Consider the following 16,884-nt stretch of genomic DNA (forward strand, 5'->3'; position numbering starts at 1 on the left):
CGCTTAGCGGATGATGCCGCGTTGGGACGCGTTGACGAACTCGACGAGCGCCTTCACCGGCGCATCGCCGTCGCCGCCCGCCTCCGCCAGCTCGCGCAGCTGCACCTTCGCTTCCTCGAGCGACAGGCCGTTCTTGTACAGCAGACGGTACGCGCTGCGCAGCGCCGAGATCGCATCGGCCGAGAAGCCGCGCCGGCGCAGCCCTTCGACGTTGATCCCGTGCGGCTCGGCCTTGTTGCCTGCCGCGATCACGAACGGCGGAATGTCCTGCACGAGCGCCGACGCGCCGCCCAGCATCGAGTGCGCACCGATGCGCACGAACTGATGCACGCCCGACATCCCGCCGACGATCGCCCAGTCGCCGATCTCGACGTGGCCGGCCATCTGCGCGTTGCTCGACATGATGACGTTGCTGCCGACCTTGCAGTCATGGCCGATGTGCACGTAGGCCATGATCCAGTTGTCGTCGCCGAGCGTCGTCACGCCGACGTCCTGCACGGTGCCCGTGTGGATCGTCGTGAATTCGCGGATCGTGTTGCGATTGCCGATCACGAGCTTCGTCGGCTCGTCCTTGTACTTCATGTCCTGCGGACGGCCGCCGACCGATGCGTAATGGCCGATGCGGTTGTCCTCGCCGATCGTCGTGTGGCCTTCGATCACGCTGTGCGAGCCGATCGTCGTGCGCGCGCCGATCGTGACGTTCGGGCCGACGATCGCATACGGGCCGATCTCGACCGTTTCGTCGATCTGCGCGCCCGGTTCGACAATCGCGGTGGGATGAATCCTGGTCATGCGCCGTTGCCTCTCGATGTGATGTGTCGCGTTGCGTTGCCGATGCGTGCCGCGTCGCTCAGGGCGCCGCGTCGGCCGTCTTGACCGTGCACATCAGTTCGGCTTCCGCCGCCACCTTGCCGTCCACTTCCGCCACCGCCTTGAACTTCCAGATGCCGCGGATGTAGCGTTCGAACGTCACGTTCAGAATCAGTTGGTCGCCCGGCTCGACCACGCGCTTGAAGCGCGCCCCATCGATCCCGACGAAGTAGTACAGCGTGTTCTCCGGATCTTTCGGCTGCTCTTCCGCGAAGGTCAGCAGCGCCGCGGCCTGCGCGAGCGCTTCGAGGATCAGCACGCCCGGCATCACTGGCCGCTTCGGGAAATGCCCCTGGAAGAACGGCTCGTTGATCGACACGTTCTTCAGCGCTTTGATCCCTTTGTGCGGCTCCAGTTCGAGCACGCGATCGACGAGCAGAATCGGGTAGCGATGCGGCAGCAGCGTGAGGATCTTGTGGATGTCGAGATTGATTTTTTCAGTGCTCATGATGGTTCGTCTCACGCAGAGGCTGCGCGGTGGTGATGCAAAGGCTGAAGCGGGCCGCCCCGCGGCCCAGTCTGGCAAACCGGGCCGGTTGCGCTGGCCGTGCCCGGTTGGTGGTCTCGCATGGCGCGCTCAGGCGTCCGTGCCGCCCTGGGCGGCGAGCGCGGCTTCGAGCGCCTTGATGCGGTCGCGCAGCTTGTCGAGGTTGCGCACGAGCGCGGCGCTCTTGTTCCATTCGCCGTGGTCGACGGCCGGGAACGCGCTGGTATAGATGCCGGCCTTCGGCAGCGACTTCGATACGCCCGAATTCGCGGTGATGATGACATAGTCGCCGAGCGTCACGTGGCCGGCGATCCCGGCCGCGCCGCCGATCATGCAGTGGCGGCCGATCGTCGTGCTGCCCGCAATGCCTGCCTTGCCGGCGATCACCGTGTAGGCGCCGATCCGGCAGTTGTGGGCGATCTGCACCTGGTTGTCGATCTTCACGCATTCCTCGATGACGGTGTCCGCCATCGCGCCGCGATCGATCGTCGTGTTCGCGCCGATCTCGACGTCCGGGCCGATCGATACGCCGCCGACCTGCGGGATCTTGACCCAGCTGCCGGTGCGTGCGTCGCCGTCGCCGACGAAATCCGGCGCGAAGCCGAAGCCGTCGGAGCCGATCACCGCGCCCGAATGGATGATCGCGCGCGGGCCGACCTTGCAGCCGTGGTACACCGATGCGTTCGGATAAAAGTGCGAGCCCGCGCCGATCGTCGTGCCGCGGCCGACGAATACGTTCGCGTCGAGCTGCACGCCGTCCTCGATCACCGCGCCGGCTTCGACCGTCACGTGCGGGCCGATCACCGCGCTCGCGGCGACCTGCGCGGCCGGATCGATCGTCGCGCTCGGATGCACGCCGGCGGCGCGCGGCGGCGCGGCCAGGTCGATGAACATCTGCGCGACGCGCGCGAAATACGCGTACGGATTCGGCGTCACAATGAAATTGCGGGGGCCGGCCGTCCGGCCGTTAGCGGCCGCACCCAGCTTTTCCAGATCCTTCGGTGCGATCAGCACCGCGCCTGCGCGGGTCGACTCGACCTGCGACAGGTACTTCGGATTCGCGAGGAACGCGAGTTGCTGAGGGCCTGCCTGGTCGAGCGGTGCGAGCCCGCTCACCTTGCACTGTGCGTCGCCGGCGATCTCGCCGCCGAACCGCTTTACGAGTTCCTCAAGCGTCAATGCCATTCGTCGTCTGCTCCGTTCAGTTCGTCGAGCCGGACGCGAGCGCCTTGAGCACCTTGTCGGTGATGTCGATGCGCGGGCTGACGTACACGGCTTCCTGCACGATCAGATCGTAATTCTGCTGCTCGGCGATCTGCTTGATGACCTTGTTCGCCCGCTCGAGCACGGCCGCCAGTTCCTCGTTGCGACGCTGGTTCAGGTCCTCGCGGAACTCGCGCTGCTTGCGCTGGAAATCGGTATCGAGCTGGGCGAGATCGCGCTGCTTCTGCGCGCGATCGGCCGCCGACAGCGACGTGCCGCTCTTGTCGAGCGAATCGGACATCGACTTCAGGCGCGCCGCCAGATCCTGCAGATCCTTGTCGCGCTTCGCGAACTCGGCTTCGAGCTTCGTCTGCGCCGCCTTCGCGGGCACCGACTCGCGCAGGATCCGATCCGAATTGACCGCCGCGATGCGGGCGACGTCCTGTGCGTGAACCGTCGCCGCGCCCAGGGCCAGCGCAACGGTCAGCGCGCACATCACTCGTTTCGAAAACTTACCGGTTAGCAAAATTACCCTCTCGTTGCTGTTGTCATGCGTTCGGTCAGAACGCCGTCCCGATCTGGAACTGGAATTTCTGGTACTGGTCGCCTTCGTGCTTCTGCAGCGGGAAGCCGAGGCTCAGCTTCAGCGGGCCGATCGGCGAGATCCACGCGAGACCCACACCGTAGCCGTAACGCAGGCCGTTGGCGCCCGTACTCGTGCCGCCCGGCGCGTTGCCCCACACGTTACCGCCGTCGAGGAACGTGAACACGCGCAGCGTGCGGTCGTAGCCGGTGCCCGGCAGCGGGAACGTCAGCTCGATGTTGCCGACCAGCATCTTCGAACCGCCGATCGGGTCGTTCGTCTTCGTGTCGCGCGGGCCCAGCGAGCTCGGCTCGTAGCCACGCACGGAGCCGATACCGCCCGCGTAGTAGTTCTTGAAGATCGGGTACGGGTTGCCGATACCGTTACCGTAGCCGCCCTGCAGGTTCATGCCGAGGATGAAGCCGCGCGAGAACGAATAGTAGTACTGCGCCTGCAGGTCGGCCTTGTAGTACTGGATCTTGCCGACCGGCACGCCGTATTCGACGTTTGCCTGCGTGAAGTAGCCGCGGCTCGGGATCAGCGCGCTGTCGCGTGCGTCGCGCGACCATGCGACGGTCAGCGGCACCGTGTTCGACACGCGGCCGAACTGGTTCACGTAATCCTGGTAGCTCTGCGGCGTGTTCGAATCGACGTCGAGGCGGTTCTGCTCGAAGCCCGCGCCGAAGTAGACGGTATCGACTTCCGAGAACGGGATGCCGAACTTCAGGTTGCCGCCGGCGCTGATGATCCGGAAGCTCGAGCTCGTCGAATAATAGAGCGGCTGGTACGTGCGGTAGAAGACGTCCGTGATCCGTTTGATGCCGTCGACCGTGAAGTACGGGTCGACCTGCGTGACGGTCAGCGTACGGTAGCTCTTTGCGGTGTTGACGTTCACCGACAGGCTGGTGCCCGAACCGAACACGTTGTCCTGCGACACGCCGGCCGACAGCACGACCTTGTCCGTCGACGAGAAGCCGGCGCCCAGCGTGATCGCGCCGGTCGGCTTTTCGTCGACCTTCACGTTCACGTCGACCTGGTCGTTCGTGCCTTCGACCGGCACCGTCGTCACGTCGACGTTGGTGAAGTAGCCGAGACGGTTCACGCGGTCCTTCGACAGCGCGAGACGGTTCGAATCGAACCACGAGCTTTCGAGCTGGCGCATTTCGCGGCGCACCACTTCGTCGCGCGTACGCGTGTTGCCGACGACGTTGATGCGGCGCACATACACGCGGCGGCTCGGATCGACGACGAGGTTCAGGTTCACCTTGTGGTTCGCCTGGTCGATGTCCGGCTGCGCGTTGACGGCCGCGAATGCATAACCGTATTCACCGAGCTTGTCGACGATCGACTTGGTGGTCTGCTGCAGCTTTTCGGCCGAGAAGCGGTCGCCCGGCTTGATCTTGATCAGCTTGTTGAGTTCGGCCTCGCGATCGAGCAGGTTGCCCGACAGCTTGATGCCCGACACCGTGTACGGCTCGCCTTCGTGCAGCGTGACCGTCAGGTACATGTCCTTCTTGTCGGGCGAGATCGACACCTGGGTCGACTCGATGTTGAACTCGAGGTAACCGCGGTTCAGGTAGTACGAGCGCACGGCCTCGAGGTCGCCCGTCAGCTTTTCCTTCGAGTACAGGTCGTTCTTCGTGTACCACGAGAACCAGTTCGGCGTCGAAAGCTGCATCTCGTCGCGCAGCGTGCTGGTGCTGAACGCCTTGTTGCCGATGAAGTTGATCTGGCGGATCTTCGCGCTCGGGCCTTCGGCCACCGCGAACAGGATCGACACGCGGTTCGCGTCGACCGGCGTGACCGTCGTCTTGACTTCGGCCGCGTAGAAGCCGCGCGTCAGGTACTGACGCTTGAGCTCCTGCTCCGCCTTGTCGACGAGCGCCTTGTCGTAGTAGCGGCCGTCGGCGAGACCGACGGCGCGCAGCGCCTTCGTCAGGTTGTCCTTGTCGAATTCCTTCGTGCCGGTGAAGTCGATCGACGCGATGGCCGGCCGCTCCTGCACCTGCACGATCACGACGTTGCCCTGCGTGGCGATGCGCACGTCGTTGAAAAAGCCCGTCGCGTACAACGCGCGGATTGCTTCGGATGCCTTGTCGTCCGTGAAGGTATCGCCCTGCTTGATCGGCAGGTAGGCGAACACCGAACCCGCTTCGACGCGCTGCAGCCCCTCGATCTTGATGTCTTGCACCACGAACGGTGCCGCTGCATGCGCCGCGAGGCCGTGAGCGGCGAGCGCGGCCGCTGCAACTGTCTTAGGTACAAAGCGATGAGGTTTGAACAACATGCATCCCCAATATTTAGCTGCATCAAATCGGGCGGCTGCCCAGCGGCGGCCGCCTGACGCTTCAGAAATGGATTAACCGAGCCAGATCGTTGAACAGCGCGATCGCCGACAACGCGACGATGCAGATCAACCCGGCTCTTTGCAGAATCAGTTGCCAGCGCTCCGAGACGGCTTTCCCGGTCGCGGCTTCAACCGCATAATATAACAGATGCCCCCCGTCCAAAACGGGAATCGGCAACAAGTTCAGGACGCCAAGGCTAATGCTGACAAGGGCGAGGAACGACAGGAACGCCGACGGACCGAGCCGCGCGCTCTTGCCCGCGTAGTCGGCGATCGTCACGGGGCCGGACAGGTTCTTCAGCGACGCGTTGCCGGTGATCATGCGCCCGAACATCCGCAGCGAATACACGGAGATGTCCCACGTGCGGTGCACGCCGAGCCGCAGGCTCTCGATCGGCCCGTAGCGCACGTCGACGGACGGCACGTGCATCGACAGCGCCGCGCCGATGCGGCCGACCTGCTGACCCGAATCGTCGTCGCGCTGCATCTGCGGCACGATCGATACCGTCTGCGCGGCGCCGTTGCGCTCGATCCGCAGGTCGAGCGCCTTGCCCGCATGGTGCTTGACGAAATCGATGAAGCGCGACGCGCCGCCGATCGGCTTGTCGTCGAGCGCCACGAGTTTGTCGCCGGCCTTCAGGCCCGCCTGCTCCGCCGCGCTGCCGGGCTGCACCGATGCGACCGACAACGTGCCGTCGCCGGCCTCGAAGCCCAGGTGCGCCATGAAATCGTCGTCGAGCTGACTTTCGGGAACATTGCGAAGGTCGACGCGGAAATCGAACGTCGTGCTGCCATCGCGCGCGCCGAGCACGATCTCGCGATGATCGAACGCAGCCGACAGCAGCTTCCAGCGCAGGTCCGACCACGACCGCACCGGTTCCGACTCGCCGCCCGGCGCGTCGCCTGCGCGCACGCTGCGGATCGACACGATCGTCTCGCCGCCGTCGAAGCCCGCGCGGGCCGCCACCGTGCCGACGGCCGGCGGCGCGACGATCGCGGCCAGCTCGGTCACGCCCGTGGCAAATACGGCAGAAAACAGCACAATTGCCAACAGAAAGTTCGCAATCGGCCCGGCCGCGACGATCGCGATGCGCTTGTAGACCGACTGCCGGTTGAACGCCTGGCCGAGCTCCTCCGGCTTGACGCCGGGGCCCGGATCGCGCTCGTCGAGCATCTTCACATAACCGCCGAGCGGCAGCGCGGACAACGTCCACTCGGTGCCCGTCTTGCGGCTGACCCAGCGCGCAACGGGCTGACCGAAGCCGATGGAGAATCGCAGCACCTTCACGCCGCACCAGCGCGCGACACGATAATGTCCGTACTCATGCACGACGACCAGCACCCCGATCGCCACCGCAAACGCGATCAGTTCGACCAGCACGTTCATGAGCACTCCATTCAGACAGTGCGCTCCACGCGTGGCGCAGGCGCTTTCGCAATAATCGCGGCGGCGAGGCGGCGTGCCTCGGCATCCGCCGCCAGGACATCGTCGAGCCCGTCGGGCGCACGGTTCGGCAGCGCGTTGAGCACTGCGTCGACCGTCGCCGCGATCGCCATGAAGCCGATCCGGCGCTCGAGAAACGCTTCGACCGCAACTTCGTTCGCCGCGTTCAATGCGGCGCTCGCGATGCCGCCTTCCTCGAGCGCCTTCAGCGCAAGCGCGAGGCACGGGAAGCGCGCGTAATCGGGCTTCTCGAACGACAACTGCGCGATCTGCACGAGGTCGAGCTGGTCGACGCCCGCATCGACGCGATCGGGGAACGCGAGCGCATGCGCGATCGGCGTGCGCATGTCGGGGTTCCCGAGCTGCGCGAGCACCGAGCCGTCGCGGTACGACACGAGCGAGTGGATCACGCTCTGCGGATGGATCAGCACGTCGATCCGGTCGCCCGGCAACCCGAAGATCCAGTGCGCCTCGATCACCTCGAGACCCTTGTTCATCATCGTCGCGGAATCGACCGAGATCTTGCGGCCCATCACCCAGTTCGGGTGCTTGCACGCCTCGTCCGGCGTCACGTCGACGAGCGTGGCCGGCTCGCGCGTCCGGAACGGGCCGCCCGATGCGGTCAGGATGATCTTCGAGATCCCGCCATGCTCGGCCGCGTCGCGCGGCATGCACTGGAAAATCGCGTTGTGTTCGCTGTCGACCGGCAGCAGGATCGCGCCATGGTCGCGCACGGCGTCCATGAAGATCGCGCCCGACATCACGAGCGCTTCCTTGTTCGCGAGCAGGATCCGCTTGCCGGCACGCGCGGCCGCGAGGCTCGGCGCCAGGCCGGCCGCGCCGACGATCGCCGCGACCACCGTGTCGCAGCCGTCGCTCTTCGACACGTCGACGAGCGCCTGCGGCCCGTGCAGCACGGTCGTCTTGCTGCCCGCCGCGCGCAGTTTCGCGTCGACATGCGCGGCTGTCGCGGCATCGCCGACCACCGCCACTTCAGGCGCGAAGCGCAGACACTGCTCGACGAGCTTGTCGCCGTTGCGGTGCGCGGTCAGCGCGTAGACCGAGAATCGTTCGGGGTGGCGCGCGACCACGTCGAGCGTGCTGTCTCCGATCGAGCCCGTGGAACCGAGCAATGTCAGACGTTTTTGCATAACAGGAATAGTGGTTTAACCAAGCAGCAGCATCGCGAGCGGCAGCACCGGCAGCAGCGCGTCGACACGGTCGAGCACGCCGCCATGGCCGGGCAGCAGTCCGCTCGAATCCTTCACACCGGCCTGCCGCTTCAGCAGCGACTCGAACAGGTCGCCGATCACGCTGTACGCGACCAGCAGCGTCAGCGCGGCCCACGCACCGGGCATTCCGTAGTGCACGGCGAATGCGGAAAACAGGGTCGGCTCGAACACATGCGCGGCCATCGCGACACCGGCGACGACCATCACCGCAAGCCAGCCGCCGATCGCGCCTTCCCAGCTCTTGCCGGGACTGATCGTAATGGCCAGTTTACGCTTTCCGAAGGCCTTGCCCGCGAAGTATGCACCGATATCGGCCAGCCAGACGACCAGTAGCAGCGACAGTACGAACGGCACACCCTGCGCGCGCGCCGCGACGAGCGCATGCCAGCAGGCCGCGAACACGATCAGCCCGGCCGCCAGCAGGAACGGCCGCCAGACGCCGCCCGAGAGTTCAGGCTTGCGCCGCAGCGCGAACGGGCCGACCAGCAGCCAGAACACGCCGGCCGCCATGAAAAGGGGACGGGATGCAGCCGCATCGATGCCGAGCGGCATGGTGGCCGCCAGCGCGAGCGCCGCGACGACCGCATAGACGACCGCGCCGGCGCCACCGAGCTTCAGCAGGCGCGCCCACTCCCACGCGGCAAACACGAGCACGACGCCGATCAGTGCGCCGAACGCGGCGAGCGGCGCGAACAGCGTCACCGGCAGCAGCACTGCCAGCATCACGAGCGCCGTGATCACACGGGTTTTCAGCATGAAAGGGAGTCGGCGTTCTGCGATTGCGGTTCGAGCTGCGCGCTCGTGCGCCCGAAACGGCGCTCACGCTCGGTATAGGACGCCATTGCGTCGGTCAGCGCCGCGCCGTCGAAATCCGGCCAGTATTTGTCGGTGAAATAGAATTCGGCGTACGCGAGCTGCCACAGCAGAAAGTTGCTGACGCGCTGCTCGCCGCCTGTACGGATGAAGAGATCGGGCTCCGGCGCATAGGCCATCGCCAGGTGCGGCGCGAATGCGTCCTCGGTCACTTCGACCTCGCGACCCTCGCGCACGGCCTGCTCGACGAGCTTCTTCGTCGCCTGCAGGATGTCCCACCGGCCGCCGTAGTTGGCAGCGATGGTGAGCGTAAGACGGGTGTTGCGCGCCGTCTTGGTTTCAGCGCGGCGAATCAGTTCGCGGATGCGCGGCTCGAAGCGATCGAGATCGCCGACGACACGCAGGCGGATTCCGTTCGCATGCAGCTTGCCCACCTCGCGCTCGAGCGCGGTGATGAAGAGCCGCATCAGGAACGACACTTCGTCGTTCGGCCGGCGCCAGTTTTCCGAACTGAACGCGAACAGCGTCAGGTATTCGACGCCGGCGCGCGCGCAGCCTTCGACCACCGCCCGCACGGCATCGACGCCGCGGGTATGCCCCGCGACGCGCGGCAAGCGCCGTTCGGTGGCCCAACGGCCGTTGCCGTCCATGATGATCGCGATGTGACGCGGCACGACGCCGACGTCAGGCACGCGAACGGTAGAGCTGGTATAGGTCATGGCCGTTGAGACAGTTGCGGGAAGAAGGCGGCGCGCGAGGACGGTCGTCAGACCGTCATGATCTCGGCTTCCTTGGTCTGCACGAGCTTGTCGATTTCGGCGACGTGCTTGTCGGTCAGCTTCTGCACGTCGTCGTTCGCACGGCGCTCGTCGTCTTCCGAGATTTCCTTGTCCTTCACGAGCTTCTTGAGCGCTTCGTTCGCGTCGCGGCGCAGGTTGCGGATCGCGACCTTGGCCGTTTCGCCTTCGCTCTTGACGACCTTGGTCAGTTCGCGGCGGCGCTCTTCCGTCAGCGCGGGCATCGGCACGCGAATCAGGTCGCCGGACGTTGCCGGGTTCAGGCCGAGATCGGCTTCGCGAATGGCCTTCTCGACCTTCGCGACCATCGGCTTTTCCCACGGCTGCACACCGATCGTGCGTGCGTCGACGAGCGTCATGTTGGCAACCTGCGAGATCGGCACCATCGACCCGTAATAGTCGACCTGCACGTGATCGAGCATGCCGGTGTGCGCACGGCCCGTACGGATCTTCGCCAGATCGCTCTTGAATGCATCGATCGAGCGCTGCATCTTCTGCTCGACGCCCTTCTTGGTATCAGCGACACTCATTTCAACCTCCGAACCTTCAAACCTTCAAAAAACGCGGGCGCTGCCCGGCGCGACACGCACACCTGGGCCGACGACCCGCATCCGCGGGAGTTTACACGTGGACGAGCGTACCTTCGTCCTCGCCCAGCACGATGCGCTTGAGCGCGCCCGGCTTGTTGATCGAAAACACGCGAATCGGCAGCTTCTGGTCGCGGCACAGCGCAAACGCCGTCGCGTCCATCACCTGCAGGTTGCGGCTGATCGCCTCGTCGAAGCTGATCGTCGTGTAGCGCGTGGCCGACGGATCCTTCTTCGGATCGGCAGAATATACGCCATCGACCTTGGTCGCCTTCAGTACGACCTCGGCGCCCACTTCCGAACCGCGCAGCGCGGCGGCGGTGTCCGTCGTGAAAAACGGGTTGCCGGTGCCGGCCGCGAAGATCACGACGCGGCCTTCCTCGAGCTGGCGGATCGCGCGCGGCCGGATGTACGGCTCGACGACCTGGTCCATCCGCAGCGCGGATTGCACGCGCGCCTCGATGCCGGCGTGGCGCATCGCATCCTGCAGCGCCAGCGCGTTCATCATCGTCGCGAGCATCCCCATGTAGTCGGCGGTCGCGCGGTCCATGCCGGCCGCGCCGCCCGCGACACCGCGGAAAATATTACCGCCACCGATCACGACCGCAAGCTGCGTACCGAGACGCACGACTTCGGCGATATCGGCCACCATCCGTTCGATCGTCGCGCGATTGATGCCAAAGGCATCGTCGCCCATCAGCGCTTCGCCGGAGAGTTTGAGGAGGACGCGTTTATAGGCATTGGACATAGGGGCTTCCGAGCGACGAGAGGATGACAACCACGAACTGTAGGGGCGAAATACTGATTCGGGCAAGCGCCGACGGTCGGACCGGGGTTCCCGGCCGGCCGGCGGCGCCGCCGGCCGCGGCGGAGCGGACGCCCGCCGCGGATACTGCCTGACTGCTTACTGCTGCTTTGCTGCTGCGACTTGCGCGGCCACTTCGGCGGCGAAGTCGTCCTGGCGCTTCTCGATGCCTTCGCCGACGACGAACAGCGCGAACTTCTGCACCGCGGAATCCGCTGCCTTCAGCATCTGCTCGATCGTCTGCTTGTCGTTCTTCACGAACGTCTGGTTCAGCAGCGACACTTCCTTCAGGTACTTCTGGACGCTACCGTCGACCATCTTCGCGACGATCTCGGCCGGCTTGCCCGATTCCGCAGCCTTCTGCTCGGCCACGCGGCGTTCCGTCTCAATCAGCTCGGCCGGCACGTCGGCCGACGACAGCGCGACCGGCTTCATTGCCGCGATGTGCATCGCGACGTCCTTGCCGACCTGCTCTTCCGCACCCGTGTACTCGACGATCACGCCGATACGCGCGCCGTGCAGGTACGTTGCGATCTTGTTCGCGGTTTCGAAGCGGACGAAACGGCGGATCGACACGTTCTCGCCGATCTTGCCGATCAGTTCCAGACGCACTGCGTCGACCGTCTTGCCGTCGAGCGGCAGTGCCGACAGCGCGGCCACGTCGGCCGGGTTCTGCGTCGCGACGAGTTCAGCGACCGTCTTCGAGAATGCGAGGAAGTCGTCGTTCTTCGCGACGAAGTCGGTTTCGCAGTTCAGTTCGACCAGCGCGCCTGCGTTGCCGCCGACGAACGATGCGACGACGCCTTCGGCCGTCACGCGCGATGCCGCCTTGCTCGCCTTGTTGCCGAGCTTGACGCGCAGCAGCTCTTCAGCCTTGGCCAGATCGCCGTCGGCTTCCGTCAGCGCCTTCTTGCACTCCATCATCGGTGCGTCGGTCTTTGCGCGCAGTTCTGCCACCATGCTTGCGGTAATTGCCGCCATCATTCGCTCCTTGAGTCTGTATTCACAACGCCGCCCGCTTTGACGCGGACGGCCGAGATTCGTTTCCGGACCCGCGCCGATTCGGCGCGATCAGGTCCGGCGCACAAGCTTAAAAAAAGGGGGCCTGTTGAGAGCCCCCTTTTTGCGCCGGCTCGGGGCCAGTTACGCGTTTTCCTCGACGTACTCGTCGTCGCCGCGCGCTGCCTGGACCACTTCGTTGACCGCGTTCGCACGGCCTTCGAGGATCGCGTCGGCCACGCCTTCAGCGTACAGCGCGACTGCCTTGCTCGAGTCGTCGTTACCCGGGATCACGTAGTCCACACCTTCCGGCGAGTGGTTCGTGTCGACCACGGCGATGACCGGCACGCCCAGCTTGTTCGCTTCGGTGACGGCAATCTTGTGGTAGCCGACGTCGACGACGAAGATCGCGTCCGGAATGCCGCCCATGTCCTTCACGCCGCCGATCGACTTCTGCAGCTTGGCGATTTCACGTTCGAACAGCAGCGCTTCCTTCTTGCTCATCTTCTCGGTTTCACCCGATTCGACGGCCGCTTCCATGTCCTTCAGGCGCTTGATCGACACCTTCAGCGTCTTGAAGTTGGTCATCATGCCGCCGAGCCAGCGTGCATTGACGTACGGCATGCCTGCGCGCTGCGCTTCCTGGGCGATCGTGTCGCGCGACTGGCGCTTCGTGCCGACGAACAGGATCGTGCCGCGGTTCGCTGCCAGCTGGCGCACGTACTTCTGTGCGTCCGTGAACATCGGCAGCGTCTTTTCGAGGTTGATGATGTGAATCTTGTTGCGGTGACCGAAAATGAACGGTGCCATCTTCGGGTTCCAGAAGCGCGTCTGGTGACCGAAGTGGACACCCGCTTCCAGCATTTGGCGCATCGTAACTGCCATGTGAATTCTCCACGAGGGTTGGGTCTTAAGCCGGCTGCCGTACCGCCGCGCGAACCTGCCCCGAAAGGAACCTGATTCCACGCGATCGGCACCCTGGTTGCGCCGGCTTGCGATTCGGCACGTGCAAAACGCCCGTGCCGTAAGCCTTTCACCGCGATGCCGCCCCAAGACGGGGCAAACTCGGCATTCGGATATCGACTTAGCCAAAGAGTATAGCACGCCGACTTGTCGACTCTCAAGTCGCGCACCACTTTCGCTAGCCGCGCGGCAGCCGGCCGGACAATCGGCGAAAACCCGCATCCGCGCGGCCGGCAGGGGCTGCGAGGCCCGCCATAAGGTGCGATAATCCATCAATTCACCGCATTCCAGGCATACCTCGATGGCTATTACGCTCAAAAACGAACACGACATCGCCGAGATGCGCGTCGCCTGCCGTCTCGCGAGCGAAGTGCTCGACTTCATCACGCCGCACGTCGTCGCGGGCATCACGACCGCCGAACTCGATCGCCTCTGCCACGAGTTCATGCTCAACGAACAGGGCACGATCCCCGCGCCGCTGAACTACCAGCCGCCCGGCTATCCGCCGTACCCGAAGGCCACCTGCATTTCGGTCAACGACGTGATCTGCCACGGCATTCCCGGCGAGAAGGTGATCAAGAACGGCGACGCGCTGAACATCGACGTCACCGTGATCAAGAACGGCTACTTCGGCGACACGAGCCGGATGTTCATCGTCGGCGAGGGCTCGATCCTCGCGAAGCGCCTCGTGCAGACCACCTACGAGTGCATGTGGCTCGGCATCGACCAGGTCAAGCCCGGCGCGCACCTCGGCGACATCGGCTACGCGATCCAGAAGCACGCGGAAGCGCAGGGCTACAGCGTCGTGCGCGAATACTGCGGCCACGGCATCGGCACGGTGTTCCACGAAGATCCGCAGGTCGTCCACTACGGCCGTCCGGGCACGGGCATCGAACTGAAGCCCGGAATGATCTTCACGATCGAGCCGATGATCAACGCCGGCAAGCGCGACATCCGCACGATGCCCGACCAGTGGACGGTCAAGACGCGCGACCGCAGCCTGTCCGCGCAGTGGGAGCACACGGTGCTCGTCACCGAAACCGGCTACGACGTGCTGACCGTGTCGGCCGGCACGCCGGCGCGCCCCGTGTTCGCGCAACCGGCCTCCGCAGTCTGAGCGCCGTCGCGCCAGCCCGCCCCGCCCCCACCTGAACGGCCGCCCATGAGCGCTCACGCCGCCCCCTCGCCCGAAGCGCTGTCGCGGCGCGCCGAATTCAAGGCCGCCAAAGCCGACATGCTCGAGCGCTTTCGCCGCGCGACGAACGTCGCGTCGCTGATGCACGCGCAGTCGAAACTCACCGACGACGCACTGAAGCGCGTGTGGGACGAGTGCGGGCTGCCGGCGACGCTCGCGCTCGTCGCCGTCGGCGGCTACGGGCGCGGCGAGCTCGCCCCCTATTCCGACGTCGACATCCTCGTGCTGCTGCCCGATGCGCACGACCCGGCGCTCGATCCGCGCATCGAGCGCTTCATCGGGATGGCGTGGGATCTCGGCCTCGAGATCGGCAGCAGCGTGCGCACGGTCGCGCAGTGCATCGAGGAGGCGTCGCAGGACGTCACGGTGCAAACCTCGCTGCTGGAAGCGCGCCGCATCGTCGGCAGCACCGCGCTGTTCGAGCGCTTCACGGTGCGCTACCACGAGGCGCTCGACGCCCGTGCGTTCTTCACCGCGAAGGTGCTCGAGATGCGCCAGCGCCACGCGAAGTTCCAGGACACGCCGTACAGCCTCGAACCGAACGTGAAGGAAAGCCCCGGCGGGCTGCGCGACCTGCAGACGATCCTGTGGATCGCGCGTGCGGCAGGCTTCGGCAGCAGCTGGCGCGAGCTCGACACGCGCGGCCTCATCACCGATCGCGAAGCGCGCGAGCTGCGCCGCAACGAAGGCTTCCTGAAGACGCTGCGCGCGCGGCTGCACGTGATCGCCGGCCGCCGCCAGGACATGCTCGTCTTCGACCTGCAGACGCAGGCCGCCGAGAGCTTCGGCTATCAGCCGACGCAGGCCAAGCGCGCGAGCGAGCAACTGATGCGCCGCTATTACTGGGCCGCGAAAGCCGTCACGCAGCTCGCGACGATCCTGATCCAGAACATCGAGGCACAGCTCTTCCCCGCGACGAGCGGCATCACGCGCGTGCTGTCGCCCGACCGCTTCGTCGAGAAGCAGGGGATGCTCGAAATCGTCGACGACGGCGTGTTCGAACGCCATCCCGATGCGATCCTCGAAGCGTTCCTGCTGTACGAAACGACCCGCGGCGTGAAAGGCCTGTCCGCACGCACGCTGCGCGCGCTGTACAACTCGCGCGAAATCATGAACAACGCGTGGCGCCGCGATCCGCAGAACCGCGACACGTTCATGCGGATCCTGCAGCAGCCCGAAGGAATCACGCACGCGTTCCGGCTGATGAACCAGACGAGCGTGCTCGGCCGCTACCTGCTGAACTTCCGCCGCATCGTCGGCCAGATGCAGCACGACCTGTACCACGTGTACACGGTCGACCAGCACATCCTGATGGTGTTGCGCAACATCCGCCGCTTCGCGGTCGCCGAGCATGCGCACGAATACCCGTTCTGCAGCCAGCTGATCGGCAACTTCGAGCGCCCGTGGGTGCTGTATGTCGCGGCGCTGTTCCACGACATCGCGAAAGGCCGCGGCGGCGACCACTCGACGCTCGGGATGGCCGACGCGCGACGCTTCTGCCGCGAACACGGAATCGCCGGCGACGACGCGGCGCTGATCGTGTGGCTCGTCCAGCATCACCTGACGATGAGCCAGGTCGCGCAGAAGCAGGACACGAGCGACCCCGAAGTCATCAAGCGCTTCGCCGAAGTCGTCGGCAACGAACGGTACCTCACCGCGCTCTACCTGCTGACCGTCGCCGATATCCGCGGCACGAGCCCGAAGGTGTGGAACACGTGGAAGGGCAAGCTGCTCGAGGATCTGTACCGCATCACGCTCGCGGTGCTCGGCGGCGCGAACCCCGACGCGCATTCGGAGCTGAAGTCGCGGCAGGAACAGGCGCTCGCGCTGCTGCGCCTCGAGACCGTGCCCGACGACGCGCACCGCGCGCTGTGGGATCAGCTCGACGTCGGCTTCTTCCTGCGTCACGATGCGGCCGACATCGCATGGCAGACGCGTGTGCTGTACCGGCACGTGAACGCCGAAACTGCGATCGTCCGCGCGCGGCCGTCGCCGATCGGCGACGCGCTGCAGGTGCTCGTGTACGTGAAGGACCGCCCCGACCTGTTCGCGGGCATCTGCGCGTATTTCGACCGCAACGGGCTGTCGGTGCTCGATGCGCGCGTCAGCACGACGCGGCACGGTTATGCGCTCGACAACTTCATCGTCACGCAGACCGAACGCGACGTGCGGTACCGCGACATCGCGAATCTCGTCGAACTGCAGCTCGCGACGCGGCTCGCCGAAACCGCACCGCTGCCGGAGCCGTCCAAGGGCCGCCTGTCGAGGCTGTCCCGGACGTTTCCGATCACGCCGCGCGTCGACCTGCGGGCCGACGAGCGTGGCCAGTACTACATCCTGTCCGTGTCCGCCAACGACCGGCCGGGCCTTCTCTATTCGATCGCGCGCGTACTCGCCGAGCATCGGATCGGCGTCCATGCGGCGCGGATCAATACGCTCGGCGAACGCGTCGAGGACATCTTCCTGCTCGCGGGCGCCGGCTTGTCCGACAACCGCCTGCAGATCCAGCTCGAAACCGAATTGCTGCGCGCGATCGCAGTCTGAATGAATCCCAGCGTT

At 65.5% G+C, this 16,884-nt stretch carries 15 protein-coding genes; 2 read left to right on the forward strand and 13 right to left on the reverse strand.

Annotated elements, in window-relative coordinates; genetic code table 11:
- Window positions 1-3: 3 nt before the first annotated feature.
- The 13 genes from lpxA to rpsB all read right to left on the reverse strand — a co-directional run bounded on the left by lpxA (window position 4) and on the right by rpsB (window position 13,052).
- Window positions 4-792 carry an acyl-ACP--UDP-N-acetylglucosamine O-acyltransferase gene (lpxA, locus tag R9B84_RS10495; protein WP_423757918.1) on the reverse strand — a complete coding sequence of 263 codons (789 nt, stop codon included), beginning with the start codon at window positions 790-792 and terminating at the stop codon, window positions 4-6.
- Window positions 793-850: 58 nt separating this feature from the next.
- Complete coding sequence (gene fabZ, locus R9B84_RS10500) at window positions 851-1,318, reverse strand: 3-hydroxyacyl-ACP dehydratase FabZ (RefSeq protein ID WP_006495559.1); 468 nt, start codon at window positions 1,316-1,318, stop codon at window positions 851-853.
- 129 nt (window positions 1,319-1,447) lie between these two features.
- Window positions 1,448-2,542: a UDP-3-O-(3-hydroxymyristoyl)glucosamine N-acyltransferase gene (lpxD, locus tag R9B84_RS10505; RefSeq protein WP_423757919.1), complete on the reverse strand. Its 1,095-nt coding sequence runs from the start codon at window positions 2,540-2,542 to the stop codon at window positions 1,448-1,450.
- 16 nt (window positions 2,543-2,558) lie between these two features.
- Entirely contained in the window at window positions 2,559-3,056 is a 498-nt protein-coding gene (locus R9B84_RS10510) for an OmpH family outer membrane protein (RefSeq protein WP_174390159.1), read from the reverse strand.
- Window positions 3,057-3,120: 64 nt separating this feature from the next.
- A complete protein-coding gene (gene bamA / locus R9B84_RS10515; protein ID WP_423757920.1) occupies window positions 3,121-5,430 on the reverse strand; it encodes an outer membrane protein assembly factor BamA in 2,310 nt (769 codons plus the stop codon).
- A gap of 61 nt (window positions 5,431-5,491) precedes the next feature.
- Window positions 5,492-6,877 (reverse strand): RIP metalloprotease RseP, encoded by a 1,386-nt coding sequence (rseP, locus tag R9B84_RS10520; RefSeq protein ID WP_423757921.1) that lies wholly within the window; start codon window positions 6,875-6,877, stop codon window positions 5,492-5,494.
- 11 nt (window positions 6,878-6,888) lie between these two features.
- Entirely contained in the window at window positions 6,889-8,085 is a 1,197-nt protein-coding gene (locus tag R9B84_RS10525) for a 1-deoxy-D-xylulose-5-phosphate reductoisomerase (RefSeq protein WP_423757922.1), read from the reverse strand.
- 15 nt (window positions 8,086-8,100) lie between these two features.
- Entirely contained in the window at window positions 8,101-8,922 is an 822-nt protein-coding gene (locus tag R9B84_RS10530) for a phosphatidate cytidylyltransferase (RefSeq protein ID WP_047901006.1), read from the reverse strand.
- Window positions 8,916-9,698, reverse strand: a complete 783-nt coding sequence (uppS, locus tag R9B84_RS10535) for a polyprenyl diphosphate synthase (RefSeq protein WP_423757923.1) — start codon at window positions 9,696-9,698, stop codon at window positions 8,916-8,918. The genes R9B84_RS10530 and uppS overlap by 7 nt, the downstream gene beginning before the upstream one ends.
- A gap of 47 nt (window positions 9,699-9,745) precedes the next feature.
- Window positions 9,746-10,306 (reverse strand): ribosome recycling factor, encoded by a 561-nt coding sequence (gene frr, locus R9B84_RS10540; RefSeq protein ID WP_423757924.1) that lies wholly within the window; start codon window positions 10,304-10,306, stop codon window positions 9,746-9,748.
- Window positions 10,307-10,397: 91 nt separating this feature from the next.
- Entirely contained in the window at window positions 10,398-11,111 is a 714-nt protein-coding gene (gene pyrH, locus R9B84_RS10545) for a UMP kinase (protein WP_006402648.1), read from the reverse strand.
- Window positions 11,112-11,267: 156 nt separating this feature from the next.
- Window positions 11,268-12,149 (reverse strand): translation elongation factor Ts, encoded by an 882-nt coding sequence (gene tsf / locus R9B84_RS10550; protein WP_065500997.1) that lies wholly within the window; start codon window positions 12,147-12,149, stop codon window positions 11,268-11,270.
- A 162-nt stretch (window positions 12,150-12,311) separates the two neighbouring features.
- Entirely contained in the window at window positions 12,312-13,052 is a 741-nt protein-coding gene (rpsB, locus tag R9B84_RS10555; protein ID WP_011352461.1) for a 30S ribosomal protein S2, read from the reverse strand.
- A 379-nt stretch (window positions 13,053-13,431) separates the two neighbouring features.
- On the opposite strand from rpsB, the gene map reads away from it, so the two are divergent.
- A complete protein-coding gene (gene map, locus R9B84_RS10560) occupies window positions 13,432-14,247 on the forward strand; it encodes a type I methionyl aminopeptidase (protein WP_423757925.1) in 816 nt (271 codons plus the stop codon).
- A 45-nt stretch (window positions 14,248-14,292) separates the two neighbouring features.
- Window positions 14,293-16,869, forward strand: coding sequence for a [protein-PII] uridylyltransferase (locus R9B84_RS10565; RefSeq protein ID WP_423757926.1), 2,577 nt, complete (start codon window positions 14,293-14,295; stop codon window positions 16,867-16,869).
- The last annotated feature ends 15 nt before the right edge of the window (window positions 16,870-16,884 follow it).

The organism is Burkholderia sp. NLJ2 (genome assembly GCF_049487195.1).
Lineage (GTDB): Bacteria > Pseudomonadota > Gammaproteobacteria > Burkholderiales > Burkholderiaceae > Burkholderia > Burkholderia pyrrocinia.

What these genes read in the sequence shown, in the direction of transcription:
- R9B84_RS10530 (WP_047901006.1), bottom strand. Translation starts at nt 8,922, where the DNA reads ATGCTGAAAACCCGTGTGATCACGGCGCTCGTGATGCTGGCAGTGCTG.
- R9B84_RS10525 (WP_423757922.1), bottom strand. Translation starts at nt 8,085, where the DNA reads ATGCAAAAACGTCTGACATTGCTCGGTTCCACGGGCTCGATCGGAGAC.
- R9B84_RS10565 (WP_423757926.1), top strand. Translation starts at nt 14,293, where the DNA reads ATGAGCGCTCACGCCGCCCCCTCGCCCGAAGCGCTGTCGCGGCGCGCC.
- rseP (WP_423757921.1), bottom strand. Translation starts at nt 6,877, where the DNA reads ATGAACGTGCTGGTCGAACTGATCGCGTTTGCGGTGGCGATCGGGGTG.
- rpsB (WP_011352461.1), bottom strand. Translation starts at nt 13,052, where the DNA reads ATGGCAGTTACGATGCGCCAAATGCTGGAAGCGGGTGTCCACTTCGGT.
- bamA (WP_423757920.1), bottom strand. Translation starts at nt 5,430, where the DNA reads ATGTTGTTCAAACCTCATCGCTTTGTACCTAAGACAGTTGCAGCGGCC.
- tsf (WP_065500997.1), bottom strand. Translation starts at nt 12,149, where the DNA reads ATGGCGGCAATTACCGCAAGCATGGTGGCAGAACTGCGCGCAAAGACC.
- lpxA (WP_423757918.1), bottom strand. Translation starts at nt 792, where the DNA reads ATGACCAGGATTCATCCCACCGCGATTGTCGAACCGGGCGCGCAGATC.
- pyrH (WP_006402648.1), bottom strand. Translation starts at nt 11,111, where the DNA reads ATGTCCAATGCCTATAAACGCGTCCTCCTCAAACTCTCCGGCGAAGCG.
- uppS (WP_423757923.1), bottom strand. Translation starts at nt 9,698, where the DNA reads ATGACCTATACCAGCTCTACCGTTCGCGTGCCTGACGTCGGCGTCGTG.
- frr (WP_423757924.1), bottom strand. Translation starts at nt 10,306, where the DNA reads ATGAGTGTCGCTGATACCAAGAAGGGCGTCGAGCAGAAGATGCAGCGC.
- map (WP_423757925.1), top strand. Translation starts at nt 13,432, where the DNA reads ATGGCTATTACGCTCAAAAACGAACACGACATCGCCGAGATGCGCGTC.
- fabZ (WP_006495559.1), bottom strand. Translation starts at nt 1,318, where the DNA reads ATGAGCACTGAAAAAATCAATCTCGACATCCACAAGATCCTCACGCTG.
- lpxD (WP_423757919.1), bottom strand. Translation starts at nt 2,542, where the DNA reads ATGGCATTGACGCTTGAGGAACTCGTAAAGCGGTTCGGCGGCGAGATC.
- R9B84_RS10510 (WP_174390159.1), bottom strand. Translation starts at nt 3,056, where the DNA reads ATGTGCGCGCTGACCGTTGCGCTGGCCCTGGGCGCGGCGACGGTTCAC.